An 18,206-nucleotide genomic window follows, 5' to 3' on the forward strand; every position below is an offset into this window, starting at 1 on the left:
CTCTCTCTGAGGGGCTGTCAGGCCAGACTGTGATACTGATTGAACAGGGAAAGCCAGGTGTCCGGGGTGAGCGCGGCCGGGCCGATATGCCGGGCAAGCAGGTCCGGGTTGGGAATGAGCGCAATGTGCCGCAGGCGTTGCTGCAGATCTTCCCGAAGCCTGACTGGCGCCTGCATCAGCGCCTGCCCAAATTCGCCAGGATGACTGGTTCCCCAAAATGATTCTGCTTCTTTGCGGTGTTCGGCGAGCCAGCGAAGCACAAGAGAGGCCCCCTGTTTCTGGCGTTCATCCCCCTGCTGCCTCGCAATGACGACAGCTCTTAGCAGATGACTCAAATCGGCAGGGGCCAGCTCCGGCAGATACACCATGACGCCATCATTGGCTCCTAGTCGATTCAGATGACGACTGCAGGCGCAGACCGCACAGGCAACGCCGAGATTGTTTTCTGCCTGGTTTTCCGGATTGTTGTCCCGGAATATCAGCGAATTGTGCTTGCTCTGGTAGTGGCAGAAATCACAGCAGTCACCGGTCAGTTGCCGTGCTTGCCGACGCAGGGCCGGCGGGTAACCTGCCGATTCATGGCCCCATACCTGCTGCTCGATGCCGAAATTCTCCTGCCTGCGCGGCAGTGTCAGCCTAATAAACTCGACCTTCAATCTGCTCCAACGTCGGCAGGCCTTCAGCACTTGCTCCGTTAAGGATGATGACGGCTGGTTTTTCAGCAGGTCTGTGACGGGATCCAGTGGGAGTAGTATCACATCACAGTCGTAGCCTGCTTCATGGCGGGTGATGCCACAGTGCCAGAGCTGGCTGGCCAGTGGGGTGAGTAGTTCACAGCAGATGAGATTATCCGGTTCGTCCAGACGAATGACCGGGGCAGCCGCATCGGTTTCATAGTCGGGTAGACAGGGCTCCAGCATTACCGGATAAATCATGCTGGCGTTTTCCAGGCAGGTGTTCAAGGCCGGACTCCTTCTTACTGATGGAGCCCTCCCCGATACAAAAATACCGGGGAGGGTGATGGATTAGCCTACGTCAACTGGGTTCAGCTTGATGGTGGTCTGGCCTTTCTTGATGAATTGGTCAATGGCGATCAGAATAAAACCGGCACCCATCGGGGTGAGGATCCAACCCCAGGTGATCTGCGGGTTTTTCTTTTTGGCCACCCAGAGACCTACACCAACCAGCACCAGACCGATACCGCCAAACTTAGCCAGTTTCAACAGGCTTTTCCCTGAGTTATCCGCACCGTCAGCCACGCTATCGAGCATGCCGAACATATCATCTGCAGCCCAAGCAGGCAGGGTGAATGTCCCTAGAATGGCGCTGAGTGTAGCGACAGCAGCAGCACGCGCTGCATGCAGAGACAGCCAGAGACGAACGGAAACGAACAGTGTGAAATTACGCATTATTACTACCTCTTTGTTGTTGAATTAATTCCAGGTGAGACCCAGTGTTTTTTGCAGTGCATTAAGTAGTTCGGGGTTACAGACCAAGAGAATGCCGGTGATGGCCATCACCAGGCCTGTAGAGACGTCTTCCCTGGCTGACAGGCCGGTGTGGCCGTCAACCAGAGAGCGCCGGGCGCGAACCACACCCATGTAGAAAAACAACACGCCGACCGCACGCAGCAGCGTGAGAACGGCATCAATGGCCAGCTTGGCTTGCCCCATGGAGTCAGGGGCATAGGCAATGGCATCAAAGGAGACATCCCCGAAGTTCAGGGTATGTGCGGCTTTGTTCATCATTTGCTGCAGGGCAATCAGGGCACCGCCTAAGCAGACCGAAACCAGCGCTTTCATCACGCTGGCCGGTTTGCCGCTACGGGACTGACGGGCCACAGAGACGAGCGTGGCGATACAACCGGCGAGACCAAACATAAAGCCGAGCGCCAGAATGAGACGGATCCCGCTGCTCTTCAGGTTGTCCGCCACGTGAACCAGGATCTGAATGGCGTCCATTTACTAGTCCTCTTGTCGGATGTTGCCTTTATCTGTCACCACAACCCGGCGTTGGATATCGATGCTGCGGATAGTCAGCCCTTGCAGGACGTCTCCGGGGCGAACGGACCAGGTGCTGCCGCTATGAGTTATCCAGGCCATACCGGGGTAGAGAGTGTGAACGCGCCAACCTTTCACACTGCCTGTGGAACGGGCGACTGCGGTGCTTTGATCCGGGCGTTTTACCCGGTGCAGCGTGGTGGTAGCTTTCGCTGACCGTGTTGCAGTTGCTGTGCTGGTGAGGGTGGCTCGCTGTTGCTGTGACCGAAGCTGATCTTCCAGTAATGCCAGTCGCCGTTCTGCATTGCTCAGGCGCCCGTTCAGTGTCGTAATCGCTTCCCGATTGGCGACGCCGTATTGCCGGATTTCATTGGTCTCCTTTTCCGTTACTGCTGGCGGCATGGTGTCAGCCGTGTCCATCTGTGAAGGTGGATCCGTGTCCGTCACTTCAGGCGTGGGCGGTGTGAAAGGCGGCTCTGCATGATTCAGCGGTGCCTGCTGAACGGTATTATCGGGAATAAATGCCTGTGGTGGTGGGGAGTCTGGCCACACGGCATAAACGGTCAGGGCAATTAGCGCGGTGCCAGCAATAAGCAAGGTACTCAGGTCATACCCCATAATCTGACGCTTGCGGGGCGTTTCCTCCACCGCCGGTGGAAGCGAAACCATGCCCTCTGTGTCGGCGTCTTCTGCCGGACCCACTTTGGGTAGCACCGAGTCCTCCAGTTCAAGGTCAGAGTTAAAATATTCATCTTTCATGGCGTTTCTCTTCAGGGATGAGAGGCAGGGGTAAAGGTGCCAGCAGGTTGTAGCCGTACACCTGTCGGTGCGCTGTCCGTCGGTGTGTTGGTTTCCTTATCACTCTCTTTCACCGCAGACATAAAGATCACGGCGATACTCTGGCCGCGATTAACGAGAACCTGTTTAACGGGGAGTTTTTGGGCATCGCTGGCGATGACCTGGCCTGCCTGTTGCGCAGCGCCACCGAGTACGGTACCAGCCACTGCTTTACCATCAGGCATGCCAACGCGGCCTTCAAGGGTATTGAACCCGTTACTCATGATCTGAGTGTTAGCACTGGCATACAGTTGGCCCCCCAGTCCAAGGCCGTTGGCCAGCGCGGGCAGCAGAATACGTGTCGCGTATCGATTACTGACCTCGGACGCGACAGAAGACTGCAGAGTATCCGGCATCGCTGCCCAAGCATTGATACGCCAGGTATCGTTGTTCCAGCTCATGCTCGTGAAATTGATAGAAACGCCATCGCCGGCGAGTTGCACGCCATTGGCCGTGAGCGTCGCGCCGGCATAGGGACCTGCTGGAATGTGCGCCAGCACCTGGGACCTGGTGTTATCCGAATCAATGGCCGTATCAATCATGGCTCCAGGGCGGCTGCCGATCGGGATAACTACGCGGTTGGTACTTCCGGACTGAGGCCCTGACGAACCGTTCCTGACACTCACCGGTGTCAGGCTTTCTGTCCATCCAGAATAGGGATTGCTCTGTGCACCACCAGGGGCGTTGCCGCCAGTCTGTGCACTGGTTGCCCCAGTAGCACTGGCCAACTGTCCGGATGGTGCGCGGCGCTGGGCGACCAACTCCTTAATCAGAGCCTCTAGCGCTTTTTTCTTATCGGGATCAACGATGGCGTCCCCGGAAATCGGTGGCGGTGCATATTGCTGAACCTGTATGGGCTGCGGGTCCGGTAGCGGGGCTGGCTCCCGTGATATCGGAGGAACTTGCCTCACGGTGCCGGATTCCACCGAGGAGATGAAGCTGCCATTTGTGGCTTGGGCCTGTTGGGCGCCATCCGCATTATTTTCGCGGAGGATTTTCCGGTACTGCGCGCTTTCTGGGGCCGTTTTACCGGAGCCTCCCGCCGCTTTGTCCACGTTGATCCGGGACGCTGCCGGTGGGGGCGCACTCACCCAGGAGACCAGAAGAAAGCCGCCGGCGATCACACTGAAGATGACCGTGGCGACAATAATGACGGTTTTTTTCACGTCCCGGCTGACGTCTTTTTCGGCGGACATAGTTACTCCAGAGAAATGGACAAATACACGGTTTTACCGGCGTTTGAGAATGCCACTTCCGGGGTCAGAGGGAGCTTATAAAGCCAGGTTCCATCTCCGGAGGACTGTGTAAGTTCGAATTCATCACGGATCTCGCTGCGGGTGCGGATATACAGGTCATCGCCCATCTGCCAGACCTGCGTGTAAGGCAGTGTGCCCTGAGTTTTCAGACGACGGGCTTCTTTGGGCGGTACACCATCGAGGAATGCCTGCAGTGTGGCATCGTTGAGGCCGATTTTTGCTTGCCCTGACGGCATGCGCTTCGCCTGAGGGCCCTGTTGCGGAATGCGCAGATCCAGTCGGCCGTCGACGATACGGGACTTTGATTTATCCGAGGCCTCACCGCTATTCACGTCAACGATGACGGGAACGGGCAGACCTTTCAGGTACACGGTAATGTTGCCCCGGTCATACTGTCGCTGGGCCTGAACAGTCATCACGCTGCTGTCCGGGATGTAGTTCACCACAAAGCCCTCTGAGTTCCCGTTATACGGTGGTGCAGCGAGTGGCCATGGTGCGCCGGTGTTATCGGTGAACATCACGGAACTGGCCTGGGAGGTGGTGGTCCGTAATACGGGAAGCGAAGCCCCCGGGGACAGGTTGACGGTAAGAGAAGAAATACGCGGTACCACATCTGCAGACTGCCATGCACGTCCTCTGCTGGCTACATCCATCGCCTCGCCCAGCATTTCTACCCCCTGCTGGCTGCCTAACGGATTGACCTGACTCATGGCCCACGCCTGTTCTGCGGTCGGCGGTGCCGGTGGTGCGTACTGACGAAGTGGGGCGGTAATATCGTTCTGTGGAGGAGTAGCCGCCACAGGTTGTCCCTCCGGGGCGGGTTGTGCCTGAGTGGGGGTTGGTGACGGCGCTGCAGGCAAATTAGTGGTGGGTGAGGTTCCGGAACGTGCCGGCACCCATTCTGCTGCCAGTGCGGACGTGGCCGAAAGCAGCAGAGCTACTGCTGTAAGAGTTCGTTTATTCATGGGAATACCTGAGAGTGTTAACGGGCGTCGCGTGTGACAATGGAAGCCGCTTCAATACCTTCCGGTTTTACGCTGACGTCAATTCGCTGGATGCGGACGGTGAAAATAAAGGTCTGTGGCGGAAGACTGCGGGTCTGACCATCCAGGCTCAGGGTGACCGGATACTGCACGTCCCACATGTAAGGACCATTTGAACCCTCCCGGCCACGGCGATAAATCATGCCCTTACGGGTGATATTTGCTGACATCAGCATTTTTTCTTTCACAACCTTGTCGAACAGATTTGAACCGGTCAGTGCCGCGTAGTAACTGGAAAATCCGGCTTCTGAGAATTTCTGCTGCTGTTGACTTATCTGGACGCGGTAGTTTTTGAAATCAAGCTGGAAAGCGCTTCGGATAAGTTTGTCTCCGAAATCCACGATGTCATCATCCGTGTAGGCTGGTTCCGACGTCGGATACTGCGCCAGCACACTGCCCTTGTACGTGGCGAAGTATTTTGTGGGGGGGTGAGCAACTTGCCACCCCAGCCAAGCCGTCAGCGGTAGCTGAAGCAGGCTGACTGTTGATGCGATAAGGGCAACTTTCAACGTTCTCCGGGCAAAGTCAGCATCGAGCATGCGCTCTTTCTGAAGTTGCAGGGTTGCCATGAAGGGCCCCATACGTTTTTCAAGCTCAGCATTTTCTTCAGCTGTGGCCGAAGAGGCCTCCCGTGGGGAGGCTGAATTTTGTTTCTTCACTGGATAGTTTCCGTCAGTTCAGGGAGATGAAAGAGGAACTTCCGCCACTGGTGCCTGAGGCCACCGGTGCTGTCACCTGCATGACCGGCTGAGAGCGGGGGGATGGAACACTTACGCCGTAAGATGATAGTCCGGCCGTCGACGGTAAATCTCCCCAGGGGTCGATAGTGGATGGGACATAATCATTAATTTTGTCCCGGGCAGCTTTACAAATTTTCTGGCCAATCTGATTCATTATATCGGCCAGGTTTGGGAAGGTCGGGGCGGTGATGGTGGTGGAGATATTCCCTAGACAGTCTCCTAGTGACGCAGACACGTTGTTCTGACGTTGTGACCAGGCTTCTGCCGCTTCTTTTGCCCGGTTGTAGCCGGCTTGACTGCCAGCCTGTGCGGCAGTACCCGCCCGGCATGATGCTGCATCAGCTGCAGGCAGACACGCCAGAAATAGGAGGGTGGAGCAAAGTATACGACGCATGATGACCTCACATCGGTTGTGGTTGAGCCGGCTTAACCTGCGCACGAGGTGCCTGAACGGGTTCCTCAGCTTTCGGCGGTGTATATGCCTGAGAGAAGCCCAGTTTACTGTGCAAGGCCGGCGGGATCTTTTCCGGGGAAACTAGAGGAACGGCAAATTTTGGGGCATCCGCTCCCTTCATCTGGAAGGCAAACGTGTCGTAACTGGGGATACCATTTTTCAACGAATTCACTGCAGAGGCGTGACCGATAAGCTGCGGTGAGCCGTTGTCCTGAACAGCGTTCAGGGCAAGGAAGGTATGGCCGTTATCCCCGGTGCAAATCCGGGCCAACACGTTGTGCAATTGTCCTTCATGACGGACAACACCCTGCAGATAGTCACCGTGTCCTTTGGCCAGATGCGCCAGCATTTCACCGTCAGCGGTCAGTGCCTGCATCACCACCGAGCCTGCGGCTTTTGAGTGTTCCGGCACTGGCGCGTCTGCCGGCGGTGTTTCAGGTGCGACATGTCCTTTGCCATCAGGTCCGGTGTACAGCAGACCGTGGCCAATGGCTTTCGGTACCGAGACGGACAGTTGTGCAGACTGAACGATCTGCTGCTGCAACTGCCAGAAGACGTTGCCGTCATAGGCGGACAACGCGGCCGGCGCAACGGCGTTTTTGTCCGTGACCAGCAGGCGGTTGTCTGCAGCCGGTGTGACTGCCCAGTGGTTTCGGTGCGTTTCGAGTCGTTCATAACGGGTAACTGTTCCGTCGTCATTGGCGACCGGGACGTTGATGGTGATCGGTTTCTTGCCGAGGTACTGTAGTTTCACCATATCGCCTGCCTGCTTACCGCTGTCCTTAAGAGCCTGCTCCAGTTCGACACCCCAGAAGGTTTTATTGCCGGTTTTGGTACGCAGTTGCAGATAAAAACTGTCGGTGTTGTTTTTATCGAACTGGTACGGTGCCTTACCTGCATCGAGCAGCTTACCGGTGAGACCGGTTCGCAGGCTCTCTCTTTCAGGAATGCTGAGCTCTGGTGCTGCCGGATGAACGGCTGCTCCGCTATTTACTGGTGCCTCCATCGGGGAGACTACGGGGCCCGAGCTTTGCGCCGGTATAGTGGCGTCAGGAGTGGGTGACTTTTCCCCTGGTGCGGGTTGCGTAGCCGTGGGCGCCGGACCTGCTGCGGTGTCTGCCGTGCCGATATTCAGTCCATTCTGTTGGGTTGCGTTCTCAGTCCGGGCCTTAAGCAGCGCTCCGAACTGTTCCCGCTGCTGCGGATTTTTCAGATGCACGTCAATGTTGTGATCGGCAATCAACGTCAGGGTGCGTTGGATAAAGTCATCGCTACCGGTGATTTCCACGGCACCGCGCTGGTTCGCTTTTGCCGAGAGCAGAGCCGCCAGTATCATGCGATCGTTCTCACTGGCCTGTGGTGTGGCCATGACAATTCGATCGCCGTAATCCCGGAACGCATCCTCGCCATTAAGTGCATACACCCAGGTCTGCCCGTCCTGACGACTGGTCAGCCCCTGCAGCAGCTCATCCAGGTTAATTGGTGTGACGGAGGATTCCGGGGGGCTGACATCACCAGGTAGGCGGCCAAAAGTGAAATTAAAGCCATTTTCGGACTCTGTTCCAGGAGCCGGGTTTCCGGATGGTGCGGCAGAGTCAGAAGGTGCAGGGAGGGGCTGCGCTGGCTGCTGAACGGGGTCCGGTAATGGTGGAATGATCTCAGCCTGTGTGGTGCCGTTCTCTGGTTGCTGTGGTAATGGTGTTTGCTGTTCTGGCACTTCCTGGCCTGCTGACGGTGTGGGTTCAGCCAATGGCGAGATGACTTCTGCCTGTACGGTGTTGCTCTCTGGTAGTTGTTGCACCGGGATTTGCGGTTCCGAGAGGGGGGATGCAATCACCTCCGATACTGGCTTTTCCTCAGCCGGTATCGGGATGGGTTCCTGAGGCAGTATCGGTGCGGCGTCTGTGACGGTTTGAGTGACATTATTATCAGTCATGGCCACCGCGTTTGGTTGCCTGTCTGCTGGGGTGTCCTGCAGATGGTTCGTATCTGGCATGGTGTTTTCCTCTGAGAAGGTCTGACGCCAATGAGGGAGTAAAGGATCAAGTACTGGCGCCAACTGGTCGCGAACGGCATCGAGTCCACGGGAGGCATGAATATCGTTAAAATCACTGAATGAAGCCGTACCGGAAAAGGCCTGTGCCCGTTCACCGTCAGTGAACTGCGGGATGATGTACGTTCCGTCGATGGCCTTTGCTGCTTCCTGGGCCTTGTTCAGGCCCTTGTTATCACTTTTGGTGAAGTCATCCTCACCTAGGATGATGTGAGCCGCGTCGGGATACTGTTCCTTCAGTTTTCGTGACGCTGTCACCATGTTGCCGGCATCCACCGTCATCACGACGGGGATCCCGGTGGCCATATGAAGGCTTGCGGCTGTAGCGTAACCCTCGGCATAGAGGATGGGCTGACTCGCACTGAGTGATCCACCGACAACGAAAAAGTTACCGGTTTTCTCGGCGCCTTTTTTCAGGTTCTTGGTACCGTCAGGCTTGATGTACTGCAGGGTTCGTATGTCTCCACCGCTGTTACGCAGGGGAATGACCAGGTTGTCGTACTTATCCAGCCTGACCCCTTCTGTCGCCGGTACTCCCTTGCGGGAAAGGTAAGGGTGTGACGCCGGCGCGGGGGGCATTTTGCTCCACTGCTGTGTCAGCTTTTTGCCAATCTGCGTGAATTCCACCTGAGACTGCATTTCCCTGTCCCAGCGTTTCTGAGCAGCCAGCGCCCGCTGCTTAATTGCTTCTGCTGGGTCATAGGTATGTGAGCCGGTGGAGGTCCAGTTCACCTTGCCTTCACTTGCCCGGTGATCCTGGTACCAGCCCGCTGGTCGGCCATCCAGAAAGCCCTGATAGACACCCGAAGTGGCTCCGGGTTTATCATCTTCCGTAGCTACCCTGTGTCTTTTCCCATCCATTTCAGGCAGTTCGTTGCCGGGCAGAATGAAGCCCGCGTCCTTGAGCACCTGTGCGAATTCTTCTGCTGGCGTCAGATTATCGGTAATGGTCCGGTTAAGGTCCGTCACGGTATGTGCAGGCAACCAGGCTTTCACCTTCTCCAGGTCCGCGTCCGCCACTGCAAACCAGAGTTTTTCTGAACGATCATACTCAAGGGGGTATCCACCACTAGGAAGACGACCGGCTGCGCGGATCGCGTCCTTTTTGTTATCCCGTGTGATAGTCAGGTACGTGCGTTTCTGCATGGTTCTGTCCCTCTGTTATTCAAAGAATTTTCGATACCACCAAGGGCGCCCGGTCAGACGCTGGCCACGTATGCGGAAAACCAATCGTTGCCAGAGCACGGTGATGGTGAAGCCGAAGAATGAGAGAAGCCGAAAGAAGAGGATGATGCCGGTGATGATGTATAACGTGCTAGTCTCAGGCCATTGAAACCAGGCGGCATACAAGGCAAACAGCAGCACCGGAATACCGAAGATCTCCAGCCGCCGTCCGGCATCCCGCCATTCGCATATCTTCACATTGCGGTCCTCCTGTCGATTTCACGGGGACTGATAACGGTCAGCAGCTCTTTCCGGTCGATGCGACCAGACTGATAAAGACGCCAGGCCTTGTCAGCCATTCGTTCCCCGCGTTCGCTGAGATGGCGGTCAATCCAGTCACGCCACTGGGTGTAATCCAGCTGGCCAAGCGCCTCTTTAACTTCGTCGTCAAACACCAGATATTCCCTGATGGATTGGCGTTTACCGTCGGTCGTGCGCAGCAGCCGCTGGGCAATGACGTACTGCAGGTTACTGAGCAGGTTGTGGGCCATGGCCTCACGTTGCTCTACTGGAACGAGCATCAGGGCGCGGGGGATAGTCTCCCCAGGGGAATTGGTATGCATGGTGGACAGGCAGGCATGTCCGGATTGACCGTTCATGATGGCGCCGTTCAGCGTCTCAGGATCACGAATCTCGCCGACCCCAATCACGCCCGGTGCACGACGCAGGGTAAGGCGGAGGTGTTCGGCGAATGAGGCCACGTCTCTGCCTATCTGCGACTGCTCTGGCATCAGTATCGCGTCGGGGAAGTTCAGAAGAAACTCGATCGGGTCTTCTGCAGTGACTATCTTGCGATCGGGGTCGTGCAATGCGCAGTACTGATAAATCGACGCCAGGATAGTGGATTTACCGGATCCTGTTTCCCCGACAACCAGGCCAAGACCTTTATGCGGCAGAAGGCAGGGGAATAAATCCTCTTCCAACCCCAAGTTTTCCAGCTGCGGGATAACCGTCGGGATGGTCCTGAGTGTCAGGGCCGGCACCATGTCATAGTCGCCGATAGTTGCCTGTACGAAGTTACAACGAAAGCGAAGACGTTCGCCGCGCTCAAGCCCGTAACGGTTGTACATGTCGCCCGTCAGCTGCAGTGCTCGGTCGACCCCTTTACCGGCTTTCAGGTCCCCTTTGATTTGCTCAGAGAACACTTCATCCATGAGGCGCGCCAACTGGGGCGGTTCGATACGAAACTCACTGCCCCTGACCTTTCGGCCGTGCAGATCTACCACCAGGGGGCCGCCCCCTTGAAGAAAGATGTCGGATACCCCGTGGCGGGCGCAGTGAACCAGGAATGTCCGCAAGCTGTCTCCATTTATCCCTCCATGCTTATGAAACTCAAAAGCCGGGAACGTCATTGTGCCCCCTTACGAATCGCCGGTTTCCATTGGTTTTTGTCCACCACAAAACTAGCCGGGTCTTTAATACGTTTCACTTTGTCACCGATCATCAGTTCATCACGTGTGCCGGTGACGCTCTGCTGGGTTTCTTTAACGTCTGGTGCCTGAATCATGCCTTGTTGTAACAGGGTGGAATAACGCAGCATGCCGGTGAAGTCGCGGGTCAGGCGGTTGAAGTTGGCTTCCAACGTGCGGTCGGCACTGAGGCGACCTTCTTCCCATCCTCGGCGTACGGCGTCTTCCCAGACAGTTCTTTCCTTGCTGTTTTTGGGTCGGACGCTGACGTCTGGCGCGTCGATCCGTCTGGCTGCGAGTCCTGGCAGAAGCCAAGTGCGCCATCCCGGTGGATTACTGACAAAGCGTGCCGGCACAAGAATGTTATAGGTGCGGTACGCTGACCGGACCTGATCTGGCGTCACGTGTGCCATGTCGCTCGCCGTGGCGATTACTGGCGGTAGATAACCCTGTTTGCTGATAAGCGGTCGAAAGTCGTACATGTTGTTCAGCACGCTGTCGCGGGCGGTTAGTATTTGACGAAGTTCCCAGGCGCGCTGGGCTTTACCGCCCTGAAATCCGACCGTCTGGCCCGCATCATTGAGCATTTGCCAGACGGCATCGCTGAGACCGTTGAAATCATTCACTGCCGGGTTAAGGTAGTCGGAAATATCCGTCGGTGGAGTGTCTTCGGCAAACGCAGGCAGGGCAATGCACAGCAGCAGACCTGCAAGAAGCTGTCGTTTCATGCGAAGCGACCTCCTTTATCCGGCAGGGAGAAATACAGATGCAGTTCCAGCGGTTGCTGTTTCAGGGTGGCACGCCAGCCAATCTGCGTTTCCAACTGGCGCAGCAGATTTTCGAACGTGATGTTATTGACGTGTACGCTGACTGGTAGCGGCAGGCGAACGCCGCTGTAAGCAAAATTAAGCCCGCGTTGGCGGGCGAGCTGGGCGAGTAGTTCAATGGCGTCACCCTCCCAGTAAAGTGAGAGGCGATCGCTATTTGCCGTGAAGCTATCTGGGAACCGGGCAGACTTCTGATTGAGTGCGCCGTTCTGGTAAAGTTGTTGTTGGGTACTATAAATGCGTGAAGCATCGTCTGATACGGACTGTGACTGCCGTGGGCTAGTCGTGTGAGGTTGTTGTGCCTGACAGCCGGACAGCAAAATAAATGCCAAACCGGCCAGATACGTGGTTTTCATCATGGACATTCCTGAAGTAGTACTGCAATCAATTGAAATAGTTGTGAGCGCCCCCTCCAGAACAATTTATCGCCTAGATGCGGTTATCATTTGCGTTGATGGGGGTTACAAGGGAAATCGGTTTGGAATTATGTGTGCACCCGCCGAGCAACAGCCCGATGGACGCCACCAATAGAATTCTCATCAGATTGAGTTCTTGTGGAAATAAAGCGGGAAGTGAACGTTATTGGTAGGTCAGCACCCCAAATTGCCCAGGGCTACACCCGCGCTCAGGCAGAGGATTAGAAATAATGTTGTAGCTAGCACCAGCAGGTACAGCGAAGTTGATCGTTGTGCTTTTCGCCCAACCAGGGTTATTGCTTACACTGGTTGCTACATTTAAATTATTTACGTTTGCTACTAGTGCGTATGTATTTTCACATGAACCATCATCTATACCCCAATTCTTGGTGGATTGCCCACCAAGAGCTGTTATCCACATCGTTGAATTTCCCGTATTACGTCCTGAAAAATTACCGATGTGATACCCCAATTGCTGGTAGGAACCGTTACTTTTCCCTGCGCCTTTCCATACGCCATTCTGACAGAATAAAAGAGCACCATCAGCGGCCCGCCCAACTAAACCATTCGGGCTACAGCCCCAGCCTTCATTTGCCGTACCATCCAGTTGCAGATATTCACCGACAGATGCCCTCCCATCAGCACGAATTGTCCCGCCTTTCAGTTGGCCACCGGTATAAATGCCTTTATTGTTTACCGACCTTATCCAGTCGTTGTCATCCATATAAAGCCCACCGCCGTGGTCTTCATTGAGCCAACCTTTACCATGCTTGGTAATAAGCCAGCCGCTATTACTGCGGATATCCCCGTTAGCGGTGATATTATTCGCATTATTCAAGTCATTGGCGCCCATATCAATTGCAGTATGCATCTTGTTAAGGTCGGGACGGCCGTTAACTTTGAAACGATACAAGCGATCGCTTTCTTCTGCCCCACCGGCCAATACATCAGACGTCAGGTAGGCCACCAGGTGACCACTCTGCCCACTGAGCCCCAGACTCGACAGGTTGACTTGCCAGCCCCCGCCGGCACCGTTGGCAATATTGGCGGGATAGATATATCCCCCAAGGCCAGAGGTGTTCTGGGCGATATACCGCTGCCCCTTGAACGCAATATCCTGACCGCCGGCCGTCAACACAAAGGCAACCAGTTTGTCGGTCTGCGTGGGATTGCGCGTCACAGCGAGGATATAGGTCTGGGTATTATTGTTGGTCAGGGAAAAACCCGGCGGTAAATACCCTTTATCCCGTAGGGTTTGCCCCGTTACCGTGACGTTACCGCCCCCTTTGACCTGGTTCAGTAACGTGTCGTAGTTATCTTTAACGTATCGGCGTGCCCCCTGGCTCACCGTGCTCAGGTATGTGGCAGTCACGACCCAGGTTTGTTCCTCCATATAGTCAGAATATCTTTCCAGCCCAATGGGGGCGGCAATCAACACGATCGCCAGCACGATGGCCATTGAGATGAGCGATAGGCCCCGGTTGATACGAGGGTTGGCAGCGTCAACAGTCATAAGGCACCCGATAGAGTCAGTTGAGGGAAGCATCCGGCCAGCCCCGCCAGTAAGGCGAACAGCCAGGGAGCATAAGGTTGGGCGTTTTTTCGCGTCAGCAGCGCACCGACGATAAACAGCAAGAAGGCACATCCGCTCAGCACGCTGGCCAACTGCCAGGGAAACCAGGCACACAGCGCGGCGATCAGATGAACATCGCCCAGGCCAAACCCTTCTTCACCCCGCAGGCGTTTGGCACCGTAGTGAAAGGCATAGAGGAATATAAACATGCCGATACTGCCTGTGAGCGCCGCCGTTGGGGTGAGCGAACTCCCAGGCAGAAAGGTAAACAGCAGACCTGTCAGCCAGAATCCGGAGGTATAACGCAGCGGTAGCCAGTAATTGCGCATATCAAGCAGCACCATGGGGATCCCCCACGCCAACAGCCCCAGAATTTTGACAGTGCCTAACCAGGAAGAACCCGCGAGTGCTGTCGTTGCGATCAGGACGGTGCCGGTACCGGCGAAAACGAGGGTGACACCCCTGATCTGCAGCCGAGTGAGTGGCGGGCCATCATGCTCAAGCAAGAATTGTTTCGCCCGATGAACCAACGGTTGGGCACCCATGAACAGAGCGGCGCTGGTCAGGGCTATCAGTAGCGAGAACTTCAGGACATACGGGGCCATCATGCGGCACCGTCCCTGAGCTTCGTGTACGTCGCATAGATCTTACGTGCATAAATCATACGCCGTGGACCGTTGTCATCAGCAAACCCAGCATTGTAGGAACCGAGGCATTGCCAATTGACGCCGCATTGTTTGAGATGTTTAGCCAGTATCCAGGCGCCGATTTGGACATTGAGGCACGGGTTGTTCAGCAAGTCTTGCTCATTGCTCAAGATCCCCAGCGACCGCAGCGTCGGAATATGGCGGTCATTGATCTGCATCAGCCCAAAGTCGCGGCTGGTGATCCGCCCTTTTTTATCGCGATTCCTACCGATAGCGTGAGGGTCAAGGCTGCTTTCGACGATGGCCATGGAACGCAGTAACAAGGGGTCCACTTTATAGCGGGCACCCGCTTCGTTAAAACAGAACGCCTGCGCGGGTAACGAGAGCAATAACGCGCCGCCCAGGACCAGACAGGACAAGGCACGTTGAAAGGAAAACAACATAAGAATGCACTCCAGAAGGAAGCCGGCAACAGGACGTTACCGGCGGGACGGGCATTAGGTGTTGCTGGTGAACGTGAGGGTGTTTTGACCGACAGAGCCTTTATCGGCAGTGCACTGTGCCCCAATGGCGCTGGCGGCGATCGCCCCGTTGGTAGACGTGCCGTTAACCAGGGTGGTCACAACACTGGGTGCCGCGCTGAGCTTGACCGCCAGGGTAATGCAGGCTTCCTGTGGAACCGCCGCATAAGTCAGTGAGAAAGTACTCTTCTGACCACCGGCAGTGGCAACAGGTTGCACGGTGACAGCCCCGCCCCACAGATTTTGTAACTTGGCACTCCCGTTGGATTTGGTGCCGACAACGGTCATATTAGCCGGTGCACCACCAAACTGGATCAGCGCACCGGTCATGGCATCTGCAGCAGCAAAATTATAGATACCGGACGTTTTCAACATGGTGCGCGTATTGGTCATTAGCTCCGCTGCGTTACTGTACTCTGTGCTGGCGTCGTTACGGTTAAACAAACTACCCCCCTGGGTAATGGCGATAGCCAATACAGCAAGGACAAGAACAAAATAGATGACCGCTTCAAGCAGGGTAATTGCCCCACGGTTGATAGCCGAGTGAGGAGTGTGTGTCAGTTCCATTATTATTTCCTTCAGGTTTTGTGGAGAGTGGGTGGCTTAACGTGTGCCCACGAGGTCGTTGAGGTTTTGTGTGGCCAGGAGGATCAGAAGCATGTAGCCAGCGTTGGTGCCTAATGCGATGTAAGAAAGCAAAGACGCCGTCCGCTTGATCCGGGCTACGGTTTGCACAAGCCAGGCCCGTGCAAAATTTTCAATGATAATTTCAGCGTTATCGCCATCGGTGAGCAGGACCAGTTTGTCGATAGCACGTGGAGAGGGAAATCCGTAGCCGGCATTGCGTAATGCCAACCCCAGATGGTCACCTTGTCTAACCTGACGCTGGGTTGCGGCCAAGCGTTCATACAACCAGGGCGGTGCATAGCGGCTCAGCATCTCAATGGCGTCTTCCGTCTTCACTTGAGCACGCATCAGCGCACTGAAGTTCAGCAGGAAGCCCACGCCGAGCACATCGCGATACACGCTCCAGGGCAATAAACGATCCAAAACATGCTGCCGTATTTTCCCAATCAGGTTCGGCATCGACCAGATAACGAACCCAATCAACAGGATTAAGGATCCAATGAGAATAATTTTATTTTTGACAAAAAATTCTGAGATGGCGCTGAGCCACCACAGCGCTCCTGTCCAGTTTTCTCGGGCAGATAAGGACTCCAGGCGAGGCAGAAAATAGACAGTTACCATCTTCATCATGGCGAATGTGGTTGCCAGCAGCAGCGTCGGATAAGCCAGGGTGGAAACCAACGCTGATTTCATATCCGACATCCCCTGCACCACGGTGATCGCCCGGTATAAAGCGGCAGCCAGGTTGCCATCTTGAACACCGGAACTGAGGATGGCGGCCTCTTGTCGGGGTACCCAGGATGCCAAACCCTGATCGACTGATTTGCCCTGACGCAATGCGCTGAGCATATCTTCCAGGCAATAGACCACAGGGGGGCGCTTGTGCCCGTAGCTCCCTATCATCGAATTGATGGCTTTTTCTATTTTAAGGTTATTGTCGAGCAGGAAAGCCAGATCCTCGTAGAGCGTCAGGCGGTCAGCGGTGGAGAAGGTCTTTTGCGCCAACCAGCGGCCTAGCCCCTCATTCATTTTTTCCGATGACGGCACTTTGCTCCGCAGTGCCGTCAGACGTTCGCGCCAGCGGGAAATCATGATGTGACCTCCGGGGCGAGCAAGGTCAGGCTGTCTTCGTCAAGCGGGCTGATGTAATCCGCATCAATCGGGTCGACCAGTCCTTCGTTGAGGTAACGAAGCAGGTGTTGACCGCGAGTTATGCCGCCCAGCACGTTCACCCAATAACTGCGTGCGGCGAGCTTGCCCTCATGGCGAAACAGCTCCATGAATCTGGCATCGGGACGAATAACTTCAGCAATGACACGCCGGCCCGTCACGCCTTTATAACAGTGCTCACATCCCTCCGGATGGCGAAAGGCCAACGTCTCCACGCGGCAAAAGCGCTCAAGTAACGCTTTTTTCTCTTCTTCCAGGCCGTCACTGACGTCACTCCAGCTTTTCTTGCAGTGCGGGCACAGCAGCTGCACCAGGCGTTGAGCGATTAACCCGATCATGACTTGCGGATCGGCCACCTGACCCATTGGAATACCCAACGTGTCGGTCAGGCGGTCAAGAATGCCGACAGCGTCATTGGCATGCAGCGTAGTTTTCACCAGGTGGCCGGACTTGGCCGCCGTCAGCGCAGATTTAACCGAGTTGGCATCACGAATTTCACCCACGACCATGGCATCGGGGTCCAGGCGCAACGCAGCAGAAATAGACCGAACCCAGGCACGACTAACCGCATCCGGATCGTTTTTATCAGCAATGATGGGGGTTTGTACGGCCCCGAGGATAAGCCCCTCCGGCGGATCTTCCAGTGTCATCAGTCGCTTTCGGTGCCCCGTAAAAGACAGGTACATGTCGCTTAACGTGCGCAGGGTGGTACTTTTCCCCGAGCCGGTCGGACCGGACAGGATGATGACGCCCTCGGGACGGCCCAGCATGCGGCGAATAAGCGTTTGCTGCTCGGGTAAATAGCCCAGTTGGTCCAGCGTGGGCGGGGCTATTCCTTCATCAGGCAAAATGCGCATCACGACATACAGCCCAAACTCTGCCGGCGTATGCGCATAGCGAGCACCGAAGAGCTGAAGTCCTTGCAGGAATTCTTTGCGCATCCGCCCATCCTGGGCGCGATTGGGGTTAAAGCTCTTTTCGGCCACATCGCACATCGACATCACAATCGTTGACGCCAGCGTCATTCCTTCTGCACTATCCAGTTGCATCACCGTTTCGAGGTCGCCATGCACGCGAAATTGCACCACGGTCACATTGTTCATCCCGATCATCAGATGAATATCGCTGGCCCCTTTCTTCTTGGCTTCCCGAAAAAAACCGATGATTTTCGCCTGTTGAGCGGAATAATCGTTAGCTTCGGGATTGTCTGTTACCTGGCTTTGCTGCAATTCCTTCAGTTTGTCGAGCTGGACCCGCTTAACCTGTAGCCTGGGGTATTGCTTAAACGCGCCGGCAATCTCTGACGTGACGGCCAGACTGGTATTGTGCGCGTCAGACACATACAAGGTCGGGGCGTCAGAATTGGCCAGATCTAAATGGATATAGGTTGAGCCACGTTTCTCATACAT

General features: G+C 55.6%; 18 protein-coding genes. All 18 read right to left on the minus strand.

What is annotated here, in order from left to right:
* Positions 1-17 precede the first annotated feature (17 nt).
* Positions 18-962, minus strand: coding sequence for a hypothetical protein (locus KGP26_RS29560; RefSeq protein ID WP_223665715.1), 945 nt, complete (start codon positions 960-962; stop codon positions 18-20).
* A 63-nt stretch (positions 963-1,025) separates the two neighbouring features.
* Entirely contained in the window at positions 1,026-1,409 is a 384-nt protein-coding gene (locus KGP26_RS29565; RefSeq protein ID WP_059202132.1) for a DUF6750 family protein, read from the minus strand.
* Positions 1,410-1,433: 24 nt separating this feature from the next.
* Positions 1,434-1,961: a conjugal transfer protein TraQ gene (gene traQ, locus KGP26_RS29570; protein ID WP_065684911.1), complete on the minus strand. Its 528-nt coding sequence runs from the start codon at positions 1,959-1,961 to the stop codon at positions 1,434-1,436.
* A 3-nt stretch (positions 1,962-1,964) separates the two neighbouring features.
* Complete coding sequence (locus KGP26_RS29575; protein ID WP_223665716.1) at positions 1,965-2,759, minus strand: hypothetical protein; 795 nt, start codon at positions 2,757-2,759, stop codon at positions 1,965-1,967.
* Positions 2,760-2,770: 11 nt separating this feature from the next.
* Positions 2,771-4,033, minus strand: coding sequence for a conjugal transfer protein TraO (traO, locus tag KGP26_RS29580; protein WP_223665717.1), 1,263 nt, complete (start codon positions 4,031-4,033; stop codon positions 2,771-2,773).
* A gap of 2 nt (positions 4,034-4,035) precedes the next feature.
* Positions 4,036-5,058 carry a DotH/IcmK family type IV secretion protein gene (locus KGP26_RS29585; protein WP_223665718.1) on the minus strand — a complete coding sequence of 341 codons (1,023 nt, stop codon included), beginning with the start codon at positions 5,056-5,058 and terminating at the stop codon, positions 4,036-4,038.
* A 17-nt stretch (positions 5,059-5,075) separates the two neighbouring features.
* Positions 5,076-5,795: a DotI/IcmL/TraM family protein gene (locus KGP26_RS29590; protein ID WP_223665719.1), complete on the minus strand. Its 720-nt coding sequence runs from the start codon at positions 5,793-5,795 to the stop codon at positions 5,076-5,078.
* Positions 5,796-6,277: 482 nt separating this feature from the next.
* Positions 6,278-9,529 carry an LPD7 domain-containing protein gene (locus KGP26_RS29595; protein WP_223665720.1) on the minus strand — a complete coding sequence of 1,084 codons (3,252 nt, stop codon included), beginning with the start codon at positions 9,527-9,529 and terminating at the stop codon, positions 6,278-6,280.
* A 15-nt stretch (positions 9,530-9,544) separates the two neighbouring features.
* Positions 9,545-9,805, minus strand: a complete 261-nt coding sequence (gene icmT / locus KGP26_RS29600) for an IcmT/TraK family protein (protein WP_161713074.1) — start codon at positions 9,803-9,805, stop codon at positions 9,545-9,547.
* Positions 9,802-10,959, minus strand: a complete 1,158-nt coding sequence (traJ, locus tag KGP26_RS29605; protein ID WP_059202126.1) for a plasmid transfer ATPase TraJ — start codon at positions 10,957-10,959, stop codon at positions 9,802-9,804. Before traJ ends, icmT begins: the two co-directional genes overlap by 4 nt.
* Positions 10,956-11,744 carry a type IV secretory system conjugative DNA transfer family protein gene (locus KGP26_RS29610; protein ID WP_223665721.1) on the minus strand — a complete coding sequence of 263 codons (789 nt, stop codon included), beginning with the start codon at positions 11,742-11,744 and terminating at the stop codon, positions 10,956-10,958. Before KGP26_RS29610 ends, traJ begins: the two co-directional genes overlap by 4 nt.
* Complete coding sequence (locus KGP26_RS29615) at positions 11,741-12,199, minus strand: DotD/TraH family lipoprotein (RefSeq protein WP_223665776.1); 459 nt, start codon at positions 12,197-12,199, stop codon at positions 11,741-11,743. Before KGP26_RS29615 ends, KGP26_RS29610 begins: the two co-directional genes overlap by 4 nt.
* A 223-nt stretch (positions 12,200-12,422) precedes the next feature.
* A complete protein-coding gene (gene pilV, locus KGP26_RS29620) occupies positions 12,423-13,772 on the minus strand; it encodes a shufflon system plasmid conjugative transfer pilus tip adhesin PilV (RefSeq protein WP_223665722.1) in 1,350 nt (449 codons plus the stop codon).
* Positions 13,769-14,440: an A24 family peptidase gene (locus tag KGP26_RS29625; RefSeq protein ID WP_223665723.1), complete on the minus strand. Its 672-nt coding sequence runs from the start codon at positions 14,438-14,440 to the stop codon at positions 13,769-13,771. Before KGP26_RS29625 ends, pilV begins: the two co-directional genes overlap by 4 nt.
* Positions 14,437-14,922, minus strand: a complete 486-nt coding sequence (locus tag KGP26_RS29630; protein ID WP_223665724.1) for a lytic transglycosylase domain-containing protein — start codon at positions 14,920-14,922, stop codon at positions 14,437-14,439. The genes KGP26_RS29625 and KGP26_RS29630 overlap by 4 nt, the downstream gene beginning before the upstream one ends.
* Before the next feature lie 54 nt (positions 14,923-14,976).
* Positions 14,977-15,567 (minus strand): type 4 pilus major pilin, encoded by a 591-nt coding sequence (locus KGP26_RS29635; protein WP_202811383.1) that lies wholly within the window; start codon positions 15,565-15,567, stop codon positions 14,977-14,979.
* Between the two features lie 36 nt (positions 15,568-15,603).
* Positions 15,604-16,719, minus strand: coding sequence for a type II secretion system F family protein (locus KGP26_RS29640; protein ID WP_223665725.1), 1,116 nt, complete (start codon positions 16,717-16,719; stop codon positions 15,604-15,606).
* Positions 16,716-18,206, minus strand: a complete 1,491-nt coding sequence (locus tag KGP26_RS29645; protein ID WP_223665726.1) for a GspE/PulE family protein — start codon at positions 18,204-18,206, stop codon at positions 16,716-16,718. Before KGP26_RS29645 ends, KGP26_RS29640 begins: the two co-directional genes overlap by 4 nt.

This window comes from Serratia sp. JSRIV002 (genome assembly GCF_019968725.1).
Lineage (GTDB): Bacteria > Pseudomonadota > Gammaproteobacteria > Enterobacterales > Enterobacteriaceae > Chania > Chania fonticola_B.

Excerpts from the sequence above, each read along its gene's own strand:
- KGP26_RS29640 (WP_223665725.1), bottom strand. The coding sequence starts at position 16,719 with ATGATTTCCCGCTGGCGCGAACGTCTGACGGCACTGCGGAGCAAAGTG.
- KGP26_RS29575 (WP_223665716.1), bottom strand. The coding sequence starts at position 2,759 with ATGAAAGATGAATATTTTAACTCTGACCTTGAACTGGAGGACTCGGTG.
- traQ (WP_065684911.1), bottom strand. The coding sequence starts at position 1,961 with ATGGACGCCATTCAGATCCTGGTTCACGTGGCGGACAACCTGAAGAGC.
- KGP26_RS29585 (WP_223665718.1), bottom strand. The coding sequence starts at position 5,058 with ATGAATAAACGAACTCTTACAGCAGTAGCTCTGCTGCTTTCGGCCACG.
- traO (WP_223665717.1), bottom strand. The coding sequence starts at position 4,033 with ATGTCCGCCGAAAAAGACGTCAGCCGGGACGTGAAAAAAACCGTCATT.
- traJ (WP_059202126.1), bottom strand. The coding sequence starts at position 10,959 with ATGACGTTCCCGGCTTTTGAGTTTCATAAGCATGGAGGGATAAATGGA.
- KGP26_RS29635 (WP_202811383.1), bottom strand. The coding sequence starts at position 15,567 with ATGGAACTGACACACACTCCTCACTCGGCTATCAACCGTGGGGCAATT.
- KGP26_RS29630 (WP_223665724.1), bottom strand. The coding sequence starts at position 14,922 with ATGTTGTTTTCCTTTCAACGTGCCTTGTCCTGTCTGGTCCTGGGCGGC.
- KGP26_RS29595 (WP_223665720.1), bottom strand. The coding sequence starts at position 9,529 with ATGCAGAAACGCACGTACCTGACTATCACACGGGATAACAAAAAGGAC.
- pilV (WP_223665722.1), bottom strand. The coding sequence starts at position 13,772 with ATGACTGTTGACGCTGCCAACCCTCGTATCAACCGGGGCCTATCGCTC.
- KGP26_RS29615 (WP_223665776.1), bottom strand. The coding sequence starts at position 12,199 with ATGAAAACCACGTATCTGGCCGGTTTGGCATTTATTTTGCTGTCCGGC.
- KGP26_RS29625 (WP_223665723.1), bottom strand. The coding sequence starts at position 14,440 with ATGATGGCCCCGTATGTCCTGAAGTTCTCGCTACTGATAGCCCTGACC.
- KGP26_RS29610 (WP_223665721.1), bottom strand. The coding sequence starts at position 11,744 with ATGAAACGACAGCTTCTTGCAGGTCTGCTGCTGTGCATTGCCCTGCCT.
- KGP26_RS29645 (WP_223665726.1), bottom strand. The coding sequence starts at position 18,206 with ATGTATGAGAAACGTGGCTCAACCTATATCCATTTAGATCTGGCCAAT.
- KGP26_RS29565 (WP_059202132.1), bottom strand. The coding sequence starts at position 1,409 with ATGCGTAATTTCACACTGTTCGTTTCCGTTCGTCTCTGGCTGTCTCTG.